The sequence below is a fragment of the Paenibacillus sp. ov031 genome (genome assembly GCF_900143165.1).
Classification (GTDB): domain Bacteria; phylum Bacillota; class Bacilli; order Paenibacillales; family Paenibacillaceae; genus Paenibacillus; species Paenibacillus marchantiae.
In genome coordinates this window covers 20,142-39,257 of sequence record NZ_FRDO01000004.1, presented here as the reverse complement: position 1 = coordinate 39,257, position 19,116 = coordinate 20,142, and the positions used below count along the sequence as shown (strand labels likewise).

Sequence of the window (19,116 nt, the reverse complement as noted above, 5' to 3'; positions counted from 1 at the left end):
TCTATATACATCAAAGGAACTGAGTAAATTATGAACGAACAGGATACCCAATCGCCATCTAATTCAGAATCCACGACGCATTCCAAGAATGCGGAGGACAAGATTGAAGAACTTCACAAGCTCACTAACCGGCTCGCGAATGAACTCGAACGTTCACGAATCGCACAGTATACGGAATTACTGAACCGGCCGTGGAAGCTGATCGGACTTAATCTGTTGTCCGGCGCCGCAAGGGGCGTGGGAATCGCCATCGGTTTTACTTTTTTTGCAGCAACGATTATTTACGTGTTACAAGTGCTTGGTGCGCTTAATCTGCCCATCGTGGGTGATTACATCGCAGATATTGTACGGATTGTGCAGCGACAGCTGGAATTGAACACTTATTAGTTTACCCGTGGGTTAATATGAGTCGTCTGACTCGACATCTGGTTCTAACAGACCATCACCTTCACGGTTCTCTAGGTACTGTCGATATTGCCGATTACGTACGATGGACACGTCATGGCCGTAGATATCGGTTGCGACAAAGCTTTCATATGCCTCAACGCAGCCCTCCACTTCGTCAGTGGCTTCAATCGCCATAACATCATAACTGTCGATGTCGCGTCCCTCAGCCATAGCCGGAGTATTGGAGGTGCCCCAACTTTCAACAATCTGCCATGCATCTTCGCCGTCGAAGCCGTTCTGGTCGTCACGTTCATCCAGGCTTGTGCGGCCAAAGGCAGGAGCGAGGAATTCTTCCTCGACAGGACGATTTTCGGAGACAACGGTTTCCGGTTGATGTTTTTTGCAGTATTTGGTGTAAGGAACAGCTTGCATGCGTTCATAGGGGATAGGTTGCTGACACATGGCGCAAGTTCCATAATGGCCTTCTTCGATGGAATGCAGGGCAGAATCGATGCGCTCCAGTTGAAATTCATCATGCTCCAGCAGAGAAATATCCTTTTCGCGCTCATACATCTCGGTAGCTACATCACCTGGGTGATTGTCAATCGGTGATAATTCACCTGTTTGAAGCTTCATGGAATCACCAAGACCATAATGTTCGTTTTGCTCCAGTCTATGTTCAATGTCACGCTTTTCGGTTATCAGTTGGGAACGTAACGATTGCAGTTGTTTAGCAGTGAAATGTGACATCATTTTCCCCTTTCTGTTCCGTATGGACTCCGGATTTTAACTCTGTTGTAGGATGTACCATTTCGTGCAGAATTACAGAAGGGAAATGTTATCGTTTTTGCCATCCGGGCTGGGGCTAACCGCGTCGTGGACGATTTCCAAACAGCTGTGCTACAATGAACAAGTCTGGCGTAAAGCCTGGTATCGTTTGGAAAAGACAAGAACGGAGTGACAAACAAACGTGGTGTATTATATCCTCGCTTTTATCGTATTTTTAGTCGATCAGGGAACGAAGTTCCTAATTGCAACCCGGATGGAACTTAGAGATGAAATTCCGGTGATTGGCAATTTCTTTGTCATCACATCACATCGTAACTCAGGTGCAGCTTTTGGTATTTTGCAGGATCAACGCTGGTTCTTTATTGTAGTTACGCTGGTTGTCGTGGTGGCTTTGGTTTGGTATTTGCAAAAGGTAAAAGATACTCCGCACAAATTGCTGCCCGTGGCGCTTAGTTTGGTGCTTGGGGGAGCCATTGGTAACTTCCTGGATCGGGCTTTGACCGGAGAAGTGGTCGATTTTATCCAGCTTAATTTTGGTAGCTATACGTTTCCCATTTTCAACATAGCCGACTCGGCGATCTGTATCGGTGTGGTACTGATTATTGTAGAAACGTTGCTTGAAGGACGGCGCGAGAAAGCAGCCGCAAAGGTCGAAGGGAATGAACATCATGAGTAAAACGCAAAATGAAGAACAGAATAACGGAGATACGTCAACGCATGACGATGAACTCTTGAATGGCAATGATCGTATGGAATGGACGGTTGCCGCTGAACATAAAAAAGAACGAATTGACAAATATATTACAGAATCCATGGATAACGTATCGCGCTCCCAAGTTCAATTGTGGATCGGAGACGGATTCGTAACGGTGAACGGAGTTAAAGTCAAAGCTAACACCAAATTATCTGAAGGTGATCTGATAGAGCTTCTGATCCCTGAGCCGACGACTGTGGAGATTATTGCTGAAGATATTCCGCTTGAAGTGGTGTATGAAGATAGTGATTTGATCGTTATTAACAAACAGCGTGGCCTTGTTGTACATCCAGCACCAGGGCATACGTCAGGAACACTTGTTAATGCACTGATGTATCACTGTAAAGATCTCTCAGGCATTAACGGCGAGCTGCGTCCCGGTATTGTGCATCGGATTGATAAGGACACATCAGGTCTAATTATGGCTGCCAAAAATGATCGTGCTCACGCCTCGCTGGCTGCTCAGCTCAAAGAGCATAGTGTGAATAGACGATATATTGCACTCGTTCATGGGCATCTTAGCCATGATCAGGGTACGATTGATGCACCCATTGGTCGAGATACCAATGATCGCAAAATGTACACCGTTACAGAGCGTAACAGTAAACATGCGGTTACGCATTTCACCGTCACGGAGCGCATCAATGACAACACGTTGTTGGAACTGAAATTGGAGACAGGGCGTACCCACCAGATTCGTGTTCACATGAAGTTCATTGGTCATCCGCTTGTTGGAGATCCGACGTATGGTCGTAACAAAGGAATCAAAATGCAGGGACAAGCCCTGCATGCTGCGATTCTCGGTTTTGTACATCCAACGACCGGAGAATACCTTGAATTTACAGCTCCGCTTCCGCAGGATATGGAAGATGTTCTAGCCTCACTGCGTAGCCGCTGACAGCTCGAGAAAGTACAAATGTTCGGATAATTTGTCCATGGTTTTGAACGCGCAAATGCTTCATATTAAAGTGTAGAAATTTGCGTCAAATGAGGAGATGAACAAAATCATGAGTATCGATAAATATCAGGAAACGTACATTCAGACTAATTTTGCCGACCGTATTGGCGGCTCCAACTATGGTAAAGACACCAACATCTATAAATTCGAGAAAATCAAACGTGCCAAAGCTTCGGCTAAAAAAGATTTTCCCAATGTAGAATTGATTGACCTCGGCGTAGGTGAACCAGACGAGATGGCAGATGCAGGCATCGTAGCTGCATTGGCGGAGCAAGCCTCCAAACCTGAAAACCGTGGATACGCGGATAACGGTATTCCTGAATTCAAGGAAGCGGCAGCTGCTTACCTGAAAAATGTATTTAATGTTGAAGGTATCGATGCATCAACTGAAATTGTGCATTCCATCGGTTCCAAGCCAGCTTTGGCGATGATGCCTTCTTGCTTCATCAATCCAGGTGATGTAACGATTATGACGGTGCCAGGGTATCCGGTTATGGGTACACACACCAAATACCTGGGTGGTGAAGTGTTCAACATTCAATTGACCAAGGAGAACAACTTCCTGCCAGATCTGTCGGCTATTCCGGAAGATATCGCGAAACGTGCAAAGTTGCTCTATCTGAACTACCCGAATAACCCAACGGGCGCGAGTGCTACCGTGGAGTTCTTTACGGAAGTGGTTGAATGGGCGAAAAAATACAGCGTAGTCGTTGTACATGATGCTCCATACGCAGCATTGACTTATGACGGCAAAAAACCGTTCAGCTTCCTGTCTGTACCTGGTGCGAAGGATGTGGGCGTGGAATTACACTCCCTGTCCAAGTCCTACAACATGACAGGCTGGAGAATTGGTTTTGTTGCAGGTAACCCGCTTGTTGTCAAAGCATTCAGCGACGTGAAAGACAACAATGACTCTGGTCAGTTCATCGCGATCCAAAAGGCTGCTGCTTATGGATTGAACCACCCGGAAATCACGGAAAAAATCGCCGAGAAATATTCCCGTCGTCACGACCTGCTGGTAGCTGCACTGAACGAGCTGGGCTTCCAGGCTGAGAAACCTAAAGGTTCCTTCTTCCTTTATGTTGAAGCTCCAAAAGGTATTGTCGGAGGCCGCCGCTTTGAATCAGGCGAAGACTTCTCCCAGTTCCTGATCCGTGAGAAACTGATCTCTTCGGTGCCTTGGGATGATGCAGGTAACTTTGTTCGTTTCTCCGTTACCTTTGAAGCTAAAGGGGAAGAAGAAGAGAAACGTGTTATCGCTGAAATTAAACGCCGCCTGAGCGACGTGCAATTCGAATTTTAATTAATTCACATAATCATAATGATGTAAAGTAAAGAAAGAAGAGACCGGAAACGGTCTCTTTTTTTATGCAAAAAAATATAATTTCTCCCTGTAATACCTTTACAAAATTATACAAGCAACATATGATTAGATCTTTACGTTATTTATTATAGTCAGAAGTTGCTTTTGAAGGGAGTTATGGAAATTGTTATCATCTCGTACCAATACCGTGTCCACACCTGCTGCAGGGACAGGCAATACCGTTTCAGGCTTGCTTAAACTATTAAGACCAAAACAATGGACCAAAAATTTGCTGTTGTTTGCCGCGCTACTTTTTTCTTTTGAGGAGATTCGGACGGAGACCATTCTATCGACTTTGCTAGGTTTTATTTTATTTAGCCTTGTTGCAGGCTGCGTTTATATTTTAAACGATTATGTAGATCGCGACAGAGATCGTCAGCATCCAGTGAAGATGTTCCGTCCCCTTGCTTCTGGACAGGTCAACCCGGCTCACGCCTTGTTGTTCGGAATTCTGTTATTAATTCTTTCCGTCGGGACAGCCTTCGTGATGAACCCATTATTCGGAGTATTATGTATTGTTTATTTCCTATTGAATGTGTCGTACTCATTTGTACTCAAACATCTCGTTATTTTGGATATGATGACCATTGCGGCTGGATTTGTGCTTCGTGCGATTGCAGGCGGTGTCCTGATCCATGTGCCATTTACGCCGTGGTTCCTCATCTGTACGATGCTGCTGTCCCTGTTCCTGGCTATCGGCAAACGGAGGAATGAACTCACCCTGCTTGAGGGAAATACTGGTTCACACCGTAAAGTATTGGATAACTACTCGATAACGTTATTGGATCAGTTCAATACCATTGTCACAACGGCGACCATTATTAGCTATTCGCTCTTTACGTTCACATCCGATCGTACCATTCATTTAATGTGGACGATTCCTTTGGTTATATACGGCATGTTCCGTTATCTGTATCTGATTCATATGAAGAACCAAGGTGGTTCCCCAGATCGAGTTCTATTTGAGGACAAGCCCATCTTGATCACGGTCATTTTGTACGTCATAAGTGTTATTTCGATTTTTGCTATTTTTGAATAAAAGTTTGAGTCTGGAAGGTAGAGGGGATCAGGGTGAAAAGCACGAAAATCGCCATCTTTGATATTGATAAAACGATTATACGCAGAGATTCCATGTTTCAGTTTGTACATTACGGCGTTCGGCGTTACCCATGGCAGGTATGGAGATTGCCTGTAATTGCATTTCATACCGCGCTGTTCAAGGCAGGTCTGATGACCGTTGAACGTGTCAAACGTTCATATTTTAAAAGCATTGAGCGCATGTCCGAAAAAGATCTGGAGCATTTTTTTGATACGCAATTGCGTACTGCCATTTTTGCGGAGGCAAGTGTAGAGATGCAGCATCGTAAGGAAGCAGGCTATCATGTATTGCTGGTGACCGCATCTCCGCATGCCTATATGAAATATTTTAAAAACTTTCCTTGGGTGGATCATGTCATTGGTACCGATCTGGTTCGTCACTCGAATGGCTATACCTGTAGGATTGATGGCAGCAATTGCAAAGGGGATGAGAAGGTTCGTCGAATTCAGGCCTATCTGGATGAGGAAAAGATGGTGATTGATTATGATCAATCCTGCTCCTACTCCGACTCCTTATCCGATCTTCCAGTGATGCAGTTGGTGAGTCAGCGATACTTTATTAACAAGCGCGTGCCAGAGATGGAGGCATTGTCGTGGGGGAGATAAAAGGGCGCCATACAGGCAAGCTGTTGATGCTGGTCTCCGCTTTTCTTACAGCGACAGGCCAATTGTTCTGGAAGTGGGGGCTGACCGAGTGGATCTATCTGGGCATCGGCTTTCTCTGTTATGGGCTGGGTGCCATTTTGATGATCAAGGCTTTTGCTTTGGAAAAGCTGTCTGTGGCCTATCCTTTGATGTGTGCAAGCTATGTGTTTGCGCTGATCTATGGATACTTTTTGCTAGGAGAAGAAATTACGGTGCAGAAGTTGGCCGCTGTTGTGCTGCTTGGAATTGGGGTGACGTTGACCAGTGTTGATCGATAGCTGGATGATTGCTGTATTAATTGCAATGACCCTGTGTGGAGCGATGGGGGGAGCGGGTTTGAAAGCCTACGCTACCAGCCGCAAAAAGCTGCATGTTTTAATGGGGCTAGGATTCTATGGTACAGGTGCGCTGCTGAACATTGTATTGTTGAAATTTCTTCCCTTAACGGTTGTGCTGCCAGCCAATGCGTTAACGTATGTGTGGACGCTCATTATAGCGCGGTTTGCCTTTAAGGAAGCAGTGGGTCCTTTGCGCTGGATCGGTGTCACTTGTATTATGGGCGGGTTGTGTTTATTGGTTTTCTAGAATAATGAAACTGGATGTGAATGCATGAAATTTTTGGACTACATATTTTATAATCGCAGGACCAATTGGACGGCATTTGGCCTGTTTGCGGGTTTTGCTCTTTTTTACGCTCTCATGAATGGACCTTACGTGACGTACATTGCGAATCACGCAGAGCTACTTGGGTCATACACGCCATTTAGTACGACGCAGTTTCCACTTAATTTATTTAACTTCGATCCTTCCATGTATTACGGAAGCAACAGTTCTTCGGTTATTCATCCGTTAATTTCATTTCTAGCGGTCACGCTTGAAGCAGGTGCTCAATTGCTGGGCGGGAATTGGTTCTTTCTTGTCCTGCAGTCCCTTGTGAATGCGGGTTCGGTTGTGCTGGTGTTTCTGTTTTTAAATCAAAAAGATAAACAAATCACCACACCGTTACTTTTCGCTTTATTGTTCGGTTTCAGCTCCTATCTGATGTTTACCGCGTTGATTCCGGATTCGTATCCGTACGTACAGTTTGTTATCCTGTTCTCTGTGCTGTATATGCAATACACCCGTGAACGGAAAGATGTCCGTTACATCCCGAATGCGCTGCTGGCATCCATCAACTTCGGACTGACGTCGACCAACATTGTACCATTTGCGGCAGCCATGTTTTTCAATTTGCGTACGTGGCGTAACAAGTCTGGTTGGAAAAAGTATATCGGGATTATGGCACTGGCCGTTGCCTTCATCGTAGTATTGACAGGAATCCAATACATCGCGTTTGGCGGTCGCAGTTGGGTCAGTAACTGGCTGCTTGGCATTCAAAATGGGGGAACAAGCTATGCCACTCCATTCCAGTTCGCAGCTCATTGGAAAGCTCTAAGTTTGCTAACGATTAATCCGATGCTGTCACCGAAAGTGCATTTGCTGGACCCGGGTATGGTCGCGTTTGTAACAGATTTGACCCGTTCCAATCCGATCTATGTTCAGCTTACGGGTATATTTATCCTGTTGCTGGCGCTCACTGGGTTTTTCAAAGGCATCCGTGAACGGGAAGTGTGGACTCTTGTGCCATACATTCTGTTTGCCTTTTTACTTCATATCGTTGTTGGTTTCGGGCTGGCGGTATTTCAATACGATATGTACCTGTACGCAGGACACTATCTGTTTGCGTTTTTCCTCCTCGGTGGGGGCTTCGTCATCGGTCTTCGTCCGGGGCTGGGTAAAAAAGTGCTAATAGGCTTGATCATGATATGTATTCTCGTCACCGCAGGGAACAACATCTACCGTCATGTAGAAACTTTAACAACCATTAAGCAGTCCTATGATCAGTTGGAACAGGAACGTACAGTGAAATAATCAGAGATTTTAATTATCTTTATAATGAGACAAGGCCATTGGACTTTAAATCCAATGGCCTTGTCTTGTTTGGTATGATTCATTCGATATGTGCATGTTGGGATAAACAAAAGACCCACTGCGTTGATTACGCAGAGGGTCTCACGGACGATTTTAAGCAATGATTTTGGTCTTCTTGGCATTCTCGGCTGAACGTTTGGTGAGACTGCTGAGTGGACGTTTCAAAGCGAGAGCAACGATGAGACTCAGCGCGATGAACATGCACAACCACAGAATGTCCTTGATGGCAGTCGACCACAAGATGCCGCCGACCGACTCACGCAGTAGACTAATCGCATACGTGAAGGGCATGAACGGATTCAATGCCTGGAAAAAGGGCGATGTCATGCTGATTGGAAACGTACCGCCTGAGCTGGAGAACTGAAACACCATGAAGATGATCGCGATCCCTTTTCCGATATTCCCAAAAACGGACAGCAGGGTGTACGTTATGGTGACAAATACGGCACTCACCAGCATGGCAAACAAGACAAACCACACTTTATCTGCGACATAGGTGCCGAGGATCAATATATCTCCCAGGCTGACACAGATCGCTTGAAGCAATCCAATAGTCAGAAAAGTGGCAAGACGTCCAAGATACAACTCGTATCCCCGGAACTTGCCTTCTGGATTCTCAGCTTCGGCACGAAGCAGGGAAATCAGTAGCGTTGAGCCGACCCACAAGGACAGCACGCCATAAAATGGTGACATGGCTGATCCGTAATTCGGAATCGGGTAAAGCTGTTGTTCCTTGATTTTCACCGGACTTGCTAGGAAAGCACTCTCTTCTTCAATGTCGCCGCGCAAAAGCTTGGCGAGCTCGGCAAACTGGTTATTACCTTCGACTTCTCTAAGTTTGTCTGCTGCCTTGCTGATGGCACTTTCCAATGCTGGCAAATCATCACGTACAAGCGTGGCAACACGATGTACTCCTTGTTCGACCTCCGGAAGCTGGTTCTGTACAAAATCGGATGCCTTGCCTATCTGTTTCTCGGCATTGGGCAGATCGTTCCGAACAAAATTAGCCGCTTCATTCAGCTTGGTGCCCAGCTTGGGCAGATCGTTTCGAATTAATGAAGATACTGTGTTCAAAGCTTGGATGAAGCCTTCACTTTTATTCGCGAGTGTCTCCGATATCTCATGAATCTTAGATTGTATTTGAGGCAGTTCGCTCTGGATTTTTGTCAATTCAGTCTGCCCAAACGTAATCCCTTCTTTGGCTGACGCAAGAATGTCCGCGATATCCGGAATTCGATCTCTTGCTCCCTGTAGTGTATCTGCTGAAGTGGAAAGGATAGACCTCAGCTTATCCGCACCAGCCGCAAGAGCCGGCGATATTTCGCTCTCGTAGGTGTTCATGATATTGCCAATGCCGCTGCTAATGTCCTTGGAGAGAGCATTTAACTGGGCGATGACGTCTGCGGGCGGAGTTGTATTACGACGCAGAGCATCACTGATAATCCCTGTCAGGCGGATTTGCAGCTGAAGTTTATCTGAAATGGTGTTCAGCTGCGAAATTTTATTAGCAAGTGGATGGCTTGGAAGTAAGTTGTCGATTTTGCCCAGTAGTTCTGCCATACTGTCGACGAGTCTTACTGCAATCCCCAAACGGGCAGCGATCCGGTCCAGATCTTCTGCTGTCGGCAGGTTATTAAGATCTGTATTCTGCAATTGCCCAAATACGTCTGATGCAGCGTTTGAGATTTGCTGCACCAGCAGCAGGTTTTGCCGAATCGCCGGGCCTATAGCCTGAAATGCTTCTTCACTGGAATCCACAAAGTGATTTAAGCCTTCGGCCAGCTCAATCCCGTTACCAGCGATTTGGGATACTTTATCCAGATCTTGCTCTGCGGCCGTTACGATAGACAGAGCCTTGTCGGTTTTATCCAGGGCCGTTTGGATGACACCTGATACCTGACCAAAGTTTGCATCCACTTCTTGAATACGTTCTACGGCTTTTTGAATATCGGGAATACGCCCCTGAATAGCCAAAACCTCGGATGCTGCATCATTAATTTGTGGCCAATACTCCTGCACCTTGAGCACATACTGTGCGGCTTCATTGATTTCAGGCAGTTTTTTTTCGATCTCGACGATCTTTTGAGCATCTTTTACGATACCAGGCATGGCTTTTTCTACTTCCAGTACCTTTTGACCTGCAGCTTGTATATCCGGAAGATTTTTCTCCAGCGTGAATATGCCATTCTCCATCTTGCGCAAAGTTGGAAGCTGGGCATTGATCTCAACTCCGGCTTCCTTCAATTTGGTTAGAACAGCCTGACTGACGGCTTCAGTGAAATTTTCATTGATTTGTGTTGTTATCGCAGATACACCGGAACCCGTGATTTTTGGAGCGATGGCATTAACCTTCTCATTAACGGTATAGATTACCTCTGGGCGCTCCAGCTTCCCGTCAACGATACCTGTAATTTTAGTTGAAAAGTCCCCAGGAATGAGCAGGCTTGCATAATATTCTCCTGTTTGCACACCACGATCAGCCTCAGCCTGGCCCACAAAAGTCCATCCCAGCTTTTCGTTCTGTTTCAGGCTGGACACCAGTTCGTCTCCAATATTGACATTAGTTCCTGCAACAGTTGCACCCTTGTCCTCGGTTGTCACCGCAATTTTGATCCCTTGGGTGTTGCTGTACGGGTCCCATACGGACTTCACGTTGACCCAGTCATACACCCCGGGTAGTAAAATAATAGCCACAATTAGAAAAATACCTGTGGGAACCTTCAAAATATGCAACCAGTCTGTTTTGTAAACTTGCCAAATGTGACGCATAACTTCCTCCTAAATGTAAATAAATGTAGGTCTTATCTTATTTCTATGTCGCGTATTTGTAAATCCTTATGTATATCGGCTTTATTGAAGCATCTATGAATTGTTTCATGTTTATAAACTTTACCCATTTCGCTGGGTACTAATGCAGAGCCTTCATGTATTCCGTGTTTCTGGACGTTGAACTCTAAAATTAGACTCTGTCCCAACGTTGAGTATAGTCAGAGGATTATTTTGGCTGTAAGATTCTCCGCAATTGCCTATGGATAAATATACAGAATTATTGTATAATTATGAATAACGAATGAAATGTGATGTGTTTGGATGTTTTTCAGCCGAACTGCTGATTCTAAGGGAATACAGTAGAGGAATTTCGCCTGTGATGTTGAGGTGTTGACAGAGGGTTGTCTTTCTGTCATAATTCATGAAGACAAACGGACATATTGAGTACAGAACCCTGTGAGGTCCTGCAATATGAACGACATGAATAGCACCTTTAAATCAGTCCCGTGAGACTGGCAAGGTAACGTGAACGATACATCGTTTTTTGCTGCGGCAAATCAAGCGATGCATCCCGAGAGTAAACTTTCTTCAGAGCGGTCTGAAGTTCGGAGACTCCTTGCCAATGAACACGGCAAGGAGTCTTTTTTGTTCTCCTCGTCACGGGGCCATGATCTGAAAGGTAAATCCTGAGGAGGCTGAACGCATGAGCACAGAGACACATGTCATTATGGATGAAACCGCGATCCGCCGCGCATTAACACGGATTGCCCATGAGATTTTGGAAAAAAACAAAGGTATTGAGGGTTGTGTACTTATCGGAATTCGAACACGGGGTGTATACCTCGCAGAACGGATCGCCGCCAAGATTGAAGAAATCGAAGGTACACCGATCCCTTGGGGAGAACTCGATGTGACCCCTTATCGCGATGATCGCTTGGAAGAGAATAAAGCGAATCGCAAGGAACTGTTGACGATGACACCTGAATCACTTTCAATTCATAACAAAAAAGTGATTTTGTTCGATGATGTGCTCTATACCGGACGTACGATTCGCGCAGCGATGGATGCCCTGATGGATTGTGGAAGACCACAGAACATTCAGCTGGCGGTTCTCGCAGATCGCGGACACCGGGAACTTCCGATTCGACCTGATTTTATCGGCAAGAATGTGCCGACTTCTAAATCAGAGGAGATCGAGGTTGCATTGATAGAAACGGACGGACAGGACGAAGTCAAGATCATTCAGAACCGGGGGGAACAGGCATGATGATTACACAACCAGCATTGAAGGACCGGAGCTTGCTTGGCCTTAAGAACCTTAGCCGCGATGAGATCGACTCCATTCTGAACAGAGCAGCACACTGGGAAGCGCAGAAGGAGAAACTGGTTCCTGTACTGGAATCCCACTTCGTAGCCAACATGTTCTTCGAGAACAGCACGCGTACTCGCTTCTCATTTGAGATGGCAGAAAAACGTCTGGGTGCACAGGTACTGAACTTCACGGCGGCTGCATCAAGCGTGGAGAAAGGTGAATCCATCTATGATACGGTACGCACACTGGAGTCCATGGGCATTGACGCAGGAGTGATTCGGTTGAAACCTTCGGGTGTTCTGCAACAACTGGCTCAGAAAGTGAATGTTCCACTAGTGAATGCCGGAGACGGAAATAACGAGCACCCTACCCAGGCGTTGTTGGATCTCTACACGATGCGGAAGGCTTTCGGTGAGCTGAAAGGTTTGCGTGTGTCGATCATCGGAGACATCCTGCATAGCCGGGTAGCTCGCTCCAATCTGTGGGCACTGCAAAAGTTTGGTGCGGATGTGCGCTTCTGCGCACCGCAAACGATGCAGGCACCGGAGCTCGCAGAACACGCGCCTTATGTAGGTCTGGAAGAAGCACTCGATGCGGATGTAGTCATGATGCTCCGAGTTCAACTGGAACGTCATAAACATGGCCTGATTACTTCGGCTGAGGATTATCGCGAACACTACGGATTGACGGAAGAACGGGCATCACGCCTGAAACCAAGCACAATCATTATGCACCCTGCTCCTGTGAACCGAAATGTCGAGGTAGATGACGCGGTAGTGGAGAGCGCAGCATCGCGGATCTTCCCGCAGATGGCAAACGGTGTTCCAATCCGCATGGCGGTCATGGAACGTGCGATGAAACTGTAACAGGGTCTGGCTGTGGGTCATAGGCTGACGGGACGGAAGTTCTTATAGAGCAATGTGAGGGTACACGATAAAGAAAATCACCCGGCTTGTCTGGCAAGTCGGACAGAACCGAAGCGGAGGGCAATTATGCTACAGATTATAAAGAACGCGAACATCTTGAATCATCAAGGGGAACTTGAACGGAAAACGATCATTATAGATGAAGGAAAAATTCAAAAGATCGCTGGAGTGGAAGACGAAGCGGTACTGAAAGCAGAGCAATCAGCGCATAGCGTAACCGATGCTTCAGGCAAACTGGTCATTCCCGGTTTGATTGATATGCACGTGCATCTGCGTGAACCTGGATTCGAGCATAAAGAGACGATCGAGACGGGTGCCCGTTCGGCAGCACAAGGTGGTTTTACAACGATTGCATGTATGCCAAACACAAGACCGGTAACCGACAGCGCAGATGTCGTTAAGTTGGTTTTGGATAAAGCCAAAGAAGCCGACCTGGTTAAAGTACTGCCTTATGCAGCTATTACGAAGAACGAGCTTGGACGTGAACTTACGGATTTCGCCGCATTGAAAGAAGCGGGTGCGATTGGATTCACGGATGATGGGGTGGGCGTACAAAACGCTCAAATGATGAAAGATGCTATGAGCCTCGCAGCAAGTATGGATATGCCAGTCATCGCTCACTGCGAAGACGACTCATTGGTAGTTGGCGGATATGTGACAGAAGGCGAGTTTTCGAAGCGTCATGGTATCAAAGGTATCCCTAATGAATCCGAGGCCATCCACGTAGGCCGTGATATCCTGCTTGCAGAAGCAACGGGAGTTCACTACCACGTCTGCCACGTAAGTACGGAGCAGTCGGTTCGCTTGATTCGCCTGGCGAAGTCCATCGGTATTAAAGTAACTGCTGAGGTATGTCCGCACCATCTGGTATTGTCGGATGAGGATATCCCAGGTATGGATGCCAACTGGAAGATGAACCCGCCCCTACGCTCACCACGCGACGTGCAAGCTTGTATCGAAGGTTTGCTGGACGGAACGCTGGATATGATCGTTACCGATCACGCGCCGCATAGCGAAGAAGAGAAAGCAAAAGGTATGGAGCTGGCACCGTTCGGTATCGTTGGATTCGAGACGGCTTTCCCGCTGTTGTACACGAAGTTTGTGGAAACAGGGCTTTGGAGCCTGGACTTCCTCGTGAAACGCATGACAGCAGATCCGGCACGGGTATTCCGACTGGATACTGGCAAGCTGGAAGAGGGAGCACCAGCGGATATCACGATGATTGACCTGAACGAGGAAAAAGCGGTTGATCCAGCAACTTTTGCTACCAAAGGAAGAAACACACCATTCACAGGCTGGAAGCTAAAAGGATGGCCGGTACAGACATGGGTGGATGGCAAAAGCGTGTGGAATAACACGGTACAACAGTAAATCAGTAACTTATTAGATCAATAAATCAATAAGCTTTTCCTCTTTAATTCTTTTAAAACAACAAGGCTTTATAACTCTAAATCTACAACCTATACACCAATAACATCTTTACAACTAACTCAAGGCAGACCATGCCGAGAGTCAAACATACGAAACAAAGAAAAGTTGAATAATGCTTTTGAACATGGACACCAACGTAACTGTGGAGTGGGCAGAAAGAACCCGAAGAAGCAAAGCGTTCGCCTTTATCACCGGATTACTCCATTTGAAGAATGGGATCAAAGTAATCCGGAGATAACAGCGATCAAAGGGTTTTCTGCCCACGGAGCCGCACCAAACGTAACGTCCCCCATGTTCAACTCAAAGTATTCAACGTTGATAAACACAGAGGAGTGAAATGGGATGCAGGCACAGGCAAGATTATTGTTGGAAGACGGCACACTGTTCACCGGGAAAGCATTCGGTGCTGAAGGTGAAACAACAGGTGAGGTCGTTTTTAATACGGGAATTACAGGCTATCAAGAGGTGCTTTCGGATCCTTCTTATTGCGGTCAAATCGTAACCATGACGTACCCACTGATTGGTAACTACGGCATTACGCGTGACGACTTCGAGTCGATTCGTCCATTCGTACATGGTTTTGTGGTACGTCGTCATGAGCCGACACCAAGTAACTGGCGTGCAGAATACAGCGTAGACGATTTGCTTAAAGAGTATGGCATCGTAGGAATCAGCGAGATTGATACACGGATGCTGACTCGCCGGATTCGTCACCACGGCACAATGAAAGGAATTCTCACAACAGGATCGAAACCTGTGGAAGAGTTGCTGGAGATGATGGGAGACACCAGCATCGCTGAGCTGCGTAACCAGGTTCCTATGACTTCTACTCAACATGTATACAACAGCCCGGGAACGGCTGAACGCATTGTATTGGTTGACTACGGTGCAAAAACAGGGATTTTGCGTGAACTCAGCAAACGTAACTGTGACGTTGTCGTAGTTCCGCATGATGTAACAGCGGACGAAATCCGCCGCATGAACCCGGATGGCATCCAGCTGTCCAACGGCCCTGGGGACCCGAAAGACGTTCCTCACGCGGTTAAAATGATCAGTGAACTGCTCGGCGAATATCCGATCTTCGGAATCTGCCTGGGGCACCAACTGTTCGCACTTGCGGCAGGAGCCGATACAGAGAAACTCAAGTTTGGACACCGCGGCGGAAACCACCCGGTTAAAGAACTGGAGAGCGGACGTTGCTTCATCACATCCCAGAACCACGGTTACACCGTAAACGAAGAATCCGTGAAAAATACGGAGCTTGAAGTGACACATATCAACAATAATGATAAGACCATTGAAGGTCTGAAACATAAAACATTCCCGGCGTTTTCCGTTCAGTATCACCCGGAAGCAGCGCCAGGACCATATGATAACAGCTATCTGTTTGACCGCTTCATCGAGATGATTCGGGAGCACAAGATTACTCACCCGCAACAGCCGCGTCAAGCCGTATTGGCAGCCGCAGTGAAAGGAGCACAATAACATGCCGATTAACAAAGATCTCAAAAAAATCCTGGTGATTGGTTCAGGTCCAATCGTCATCGGTCAAGCGGCCGAGTTCGACTATGCCGGTACACAAGCATGCCAGGCACTGAAAGAAGAAGGCGTGGAAGTTGTACTCATCAACAGCAACCCGGCTACGATTATGACGGATACCAACATGGCTGATAAAGTGTACATTGAACCGATTACACTGGATTTTGTAACGCAAATCATTCGTCAGGAACGTCCAGACGGTTTGCTGCCAACCCTTGGCGGTCAAACGGGTCTGAACATGGCTGTGGAACTGGCACGTGCTGGCGTCCTTGAGCGTGAGAATGTCAAACTGCTCGGAACACAGCTCACATCCATTGAGAAAGCGGAAGACCGTGATTTGTTCCGTGATCTGATGCGTGAACTGGAACAGCCTGTACCCGAGAGTGTAATCGTAACAACACTTGAGGAATCACTTGATTTTGCGAATGAGATTGGTTATCCAATCATCGTCCGTCCAGCCTACACGCTTGGTGGAACAGGCGGCGGGATCTGTTCCAACGAAGAAGAACTGCGCGAAACCGTAGCAGCAGGAATTCGTTACAGCCCGATCGGGCAATGTCTGGTGGAGAAAAGCATTGCTGGCATGAAAGAAGTCGAGTATGAGGTTATGCGTGACAAGAACGATAACTGTATCGTAGTCTGCAACATGGAAAACTTTGACCCGGTAGGTGTTCATACAGGTGACAGTATCGTTGTGGCACCAAGCCAGACGCTGTCTGACCGTGAATATCAAATGCTGCGCTCAGCTTCCCTGAAAATCATCCGTGCCCTCAACATCGAAGGTGGATGTAACGTACAGTTTGCGCTTGATCCGCACAGCTTCCAGTACTATGTTATCGAAGTTAACCCACGGGTAAGCCGCTCTTCGGCACTAGCTTCCAAAGCAACGGGCTATCCAATTGCTAAGATGGCTGCCAAAATTGCCATGGGTTACACACTGGACGAAATCGTGAACCCGGTAACAGGCCAAACATATGCATGCTTTGAGCCAACACTGGACTATATCGTGAGCAAAATCCCACGCTGGCCGTTTGACAAGTTTATCTCAGCGAACCGCAAACTGGGTACACAGATGAAAGCGACAGGCGAAGTTATGGCGATTGGCCGTACATTCGAAGAGTCAATTCATAAAGCTGTTCGTTCCCTGGAAATCGGCGTACACCGTCTGTATCTGAAAGATGCCGAAACCCTGGATGAAGCAACGCTGAACGAGCGTCTGGTCAAAGCCGACGATGAGCGTATCTTCCTGATCGCTGAAGCATTCCGCAGAGGGTATACATTGCAACAGCTTCAAGATCTGACGAAGATTGACTGGTGGTTCCTGGATAAACTCGAAGGGCTGATCCGCTTCGAAGATCGCATTCGTGAGGAATCCGAATTGTCCTCCGAAACCTTGTATCAAGCGAAGCGTCTTGGCTTCACAGACCGTGCCATTGCTGAGCTGCGGGCTGAAGGTCAACCAGGAGGTACGCTGACGAAAGAAGCTGAAATCAGAGCACGTCGTGAAGAGGAAAACCTTCGCCCAGTCTACAAAATGGTAGATACATGTGCAGCTGAGTTTGAAGCAACAACGCCATATTACTACTCTACTTACGAAACTGAGAATGAAGTCATTCCTTCAGATAAGAAAAAAGTAGTCGTACTTGGTTCTGGTCCAATCCGGATCGGTCAAGGGATTGAGTTTGACTACTCCACAGTACACGCGGTATGGGCTCTGCAAAAAGCAGGCTATGAAGCAGTTATCATCAATAACAACCCGGAGACGGTGTCTACGGACTTTAATACATCGGATCGCTTGTACTTTGAACCCCTGTTCTTCGAAGATGTAATGAACGTTATCGAACAGGAACAGCCGGTAGGTGTTATCGTACAGTTTGGTGGTCAAACAGCAATCAACCTGGCAGCACCACTACGTGCCGCTGGTGTAACGATTCTCGGAACAGATCTGGAAAACATTGATGAGGCAGAGGATCGCAAGAAGTTCGAGCGTTTGCTCTCCCGTCTGGAAATTGCACAACCAAAAGGAAAAACAGTCATTTCGGTAGATGATGCGGTTGAAACGGCTCAAAGTCTGGGTTACCCGGTACTGGTTCGCCCTTCCTATGTACTCGGCGGTCGTGCGATGGAGATTGTATACTCCGATGCAGAATTGCTGACATATATGGAGCAGGCGGTTAAAATCAATCCGGAGCATCCGGTCCTGATCGACCGTTACATGATGGGTAAAGAGGTTGAGGTTGACGCGATCTGTGATGGTGAAACGGTATTGATTCCGGGTATCATGGAGCATATCGAGCGCGCAGGGGTTCACTCCGGTGACTCCATCGCGGTTTATCCGCCACAGCACCTGTCCCAGGATCTCAAAGAGAAAATTGTAGAGATTACAATCAAGATTGCAAAAGAACTGAAAACGATCGGTTTGGTTAACATCCAGTTTGTTATCCATAAGGGTCAAGTGTACATCATCGAGGTGAACCCGCGTTCATCCCGTACAGTACCTTTCCTGAGCAAAGTAACTAACATTCCGATGGCGAACCTGGCAACACAAGCCATTCTGGGCGTGAAGCTGAAAGACCTCGGATATGTCGACGGTCTATGGCCTGAATCGGATCATGTTTCCGTAAAAGTTCCGGTCTTCTCCTTCGCGAAGCTGCGTCGTGTGGAACCAACGCTTGGACCTGAGATGAAATCCACAGGTGAGGTTATGGGTCGTGACCCGAATTACGCTAAAGCGTTGTTCAAAGGTCTTATCGGTGCAGGCATGAAGATCCCGGCCACCGGAGCAATCGTGGTAACGGTAGCGGACAAAGACAAAGAGGAAGCTGTTCCACTGCTTGAAGGTTTCTATAGACTGGGATACAAAATCATGGCTACCGGAGGTACGGCAGCTGCGCTTGAAGCAGCGAACATTCCGGTGACGACGGTGAACAAATTAAGTGAAGGTTCGCCGAACATTCTCGATATGATCCGCAGCGGCGAAGCAAACTTTGTGTTCAATACGCTGACCAAAGGCAAAACCCCGCAGCGTGACGGATTCCGTATTCGTCGTGAGGCGGTAGAGAACGGGATTGTATGTATGACTTCACTGGATACGATCCGTGCCCTGTTGATCATGCTGCAAACGATCAACTTCTCCTCTGAGGCTATGCCAGCTCTTGTAAAATAAATAAGACG

At 47.0% G+C, this 19,116-nt stretch carries 17 protein-coding genes; 15 read left to right on the top strand and 2 right to left on the bottom strand.

What is annotated here, in order from left to right:
* Positions 1 to 30 precede the first annotated feature (30 nt).
* On the top strand, positions 31 to 387 hold the full coding sequence (locus BUA17_RS17695) for a DUF5665 domain-containing protein (protein ID WP_063567857.1): 357 nt from the start codon (positions 31 to 33) through the stop codon (positions 385 to 387).
* 12 nt (positions 388 to 399) lie between these two features.
* Here BUA17_RS17695 and BUA17_RS17690 read toward each other — a convergent pair whose 3' ends face one another.
* Positions 400 to 1,137 carry a TraR/DksA C4-type zinc finger protein gene (locus tag BUA17_RS17690; protein ID WP_072734479.1) on the bottom strand — a complete coding sequence of 246 codons (738 nt, stop codon included), beginning with the start codon at positions 1,135 to 1,137 and terminating at the stop codon, positions 400 to 402.
* Positions 1,138 to 1,201: 64 nt separating this feature from the next.
* Here BUA17_RS17690 and BUA17_RS31255 point away from each other — a divergent pair, with 64 nt between their 5' ends.
* The 9 genes from BUA17_RS31255 (at position 1,202) to BUA17_RS17650 (ending at position 7,905) form a co-directional block, all read left to right on the top strand.
* Complete coding sequence (locus BUA17_RS31255; RefSeq protein ID WP_157258414.1) at positions 1,202 to 1,348, top strand: hypothetical protein; 147 nt, start codon at positions 1,202 to 1,204, stop codon at positions 1,346 to 1,348.
* 9 nt (positions 1,349 to 1,357) lie between these two features.
* On the top strand, positions 1,358 to 1,852 hold the full coding sequence (lspA, locus tag BUA17_RS17685; RefSeq protein ID WP_024628399.1) for a signal peptidase II: 495 nt from the start codon (positions 1,358 to 1,360) through the stop codon (positions 1,850 to 1,852).
* Entirely contained in the window at positions 1,845 to 2,828 is a 984-nt protein-coding gene (locus BUA17_RS17680; RefSeq protein ID WP_139295691.1) for an RluA family pseudouridine synthase, read from the top strand. The genes lspA and BUA17_RS17680 overlap by 8 nt, the downstream gene beginning before the upstream one ends.
* Before the next feature lie 109 nt (positions 2,829 to 2,937).
* Complete coding sequence (locus tag BUA17_RS17675; protein ID WP_063567860.1) at positions 2,938 to 4,191, top strand: LL-diaminopimelate aminotransferase; 1,254 nt, start codon at positions 2,938 to 2,940, stop codon at positions 4,189 to 4,191.
* Between the two features lie 208 nt (positions 4,192 to 4,399).
* Positions 4,400 to 5,290 carry a decaprenyl-phosphate phosphoribosyltransferase gene (locus BUA17_RS17670; RefSeq protein ID WP_063567884.1) on the top strand — a complete coding sequence of 297 codons (891 nt, stop codon included), beginning with the start codon at positions 4,400 to 4,402 and terminating at the stop codon, positions 5,288 to 5,290.
* Between the two features lie 32 nt (positions 5,291 to 5,322).
* On the top strand, positions 5,323 to 5,955 hold the full coding sequence (locus BUA17_RS17665) for an HAD family hydrolase (protein ID WP_072734477.1): 633 nt from the start codon (positions 5,323 to 5,325) through the stop codon (positions 5,953 to 5,955).
* Between the two features lie 26 nt (positions 5,956 to 5,981).
* Positions 5,982 to 6,272 carry an EamA family transporter gene (locus BUA17_RS17660; RefSeq protein ID WP_090810048.1) on the top strand — a complete coding sequence of 97 codons (291 nt, stop codon included), beginning with the start codon at positions 5,982 to 5,984 and terminating at the stop codon, positions 6,270 to 6,272.
* A complete protein-coding gene (locus tag BUA17_RS17655; RefSeq protein WP_231952438.1) occupies positions 6,259 to 6,579 on the top strand; it encodes a DMT family transporter in 321 nt (106 codons plus the stop codon). The genes BUA17_RS17660 and BUA17_RS17655 overlap by 14 nt, the downstream gene beginning before the upstream one ends.
* 24 nt (positions 6,580 to 6,603) lie before the next feature.
* Positions 6,604 to 7,905 carry a DUF6080 domain-containing protein gene (locus BUA17_RS17650; RefSeq protein ID WP_072734476.1) on the top strand — a complete coding sequence of 434 codons (1,302 nt, stop codon included), beginning with the start codon at positions 6,604 to 6,606 and terminating at the stop codon, positions 7,903 to 7,905.
* Positions 7,906 to 8,058: 153 nt separating this feature from the next.
* On the opposite strand, the gene BUA17_RS17645 is transcribed toward BUA17_RS17650, so the two are convergent.
* Entirely contained in the window at positions 8,059 to 10,734 is a 2,676-nt protein-coding gene (locus BUA17_RS17645) for a YhgE/Pip domain-containing protein (RefSeq protein WP_072734475.1), read from the bottom strand.
* 703 nt (positions 10,735 to 11,437) lie between these two features.
* Between BUA17_RS17645 and pyrR the strand changes: the two genes are divergently transcribed.
* From pyrR to carB, 5 genes are all read left to right on the top strand, one after another.
* Positions 11,438 to 12,001, top strand: a complete 564-nt coding sequence (gene pyrR / locus BUA17_RS17640; protein WP_072734474.1) for a bifunctional pyr operon transcriptional regulator/uracil phosphoribosyltransferase PyrR — start codon at positions 11,438 to 11,440, stop codon at positions 11,999 to 12,001.
* Positions 12,001 to 12,912, top strand: a complete 912-nt coding sequence (locus BUA17_RS17635) for an aspartate carbamoyltransferase catalytic subunit (RefSeq protein ID WP_095206245.1) — start codon at positions 12,001 to 12,003, stop codon at positions 12,910 to 12,912. The genes pyrR and BUA17_RS17635 overlap by 1 nt, the downstream gene beginning before the upstream one ends.
* Positions 12,913 to 13,038: 126 nt before the next feature.
* Entirely contained in the window at positions 13,039 to 14,343 is a 1,305-nt protein-coding gene (locus BUA17_RS17630; RefSeq protein WP_072734473.1) for a dihydroorotase, read from the top strand.
* Between the two features lie 402 nt (positions 14,344 to 14,745).
* The gene (carA, locus tag BUA17_RS17625; RefSeq protein ID WP_053784194.1) at positions 14,746 to 15,888 is read left to right on the top strand and encodes a glutamine-hydrolyzing carbamoyl-phosphate synthase small subunit; all 1,143 of its coding nucleotides are present in this window, start codon (positions 14,746 to 14,748) and stop codon (positions 15,886 to 15,888) included.
* 1 nt (position 15,889) lies between these two features.
* Positions 15,890 to 19,108, top strand: coding sequence for a carbamoyl-phosphate synthase large subunit (carB, locus tag BUA17_RS17620; RefSeq protein ID WP_063567868.1), 3,219 nt, complete (start codon positions 15,890 to 15,892; stop codon positions 19,106 to 19,108).
* The last annotated feature ends 8 nt before the right edge of the window (positions 19,109 to 19,116 follow it).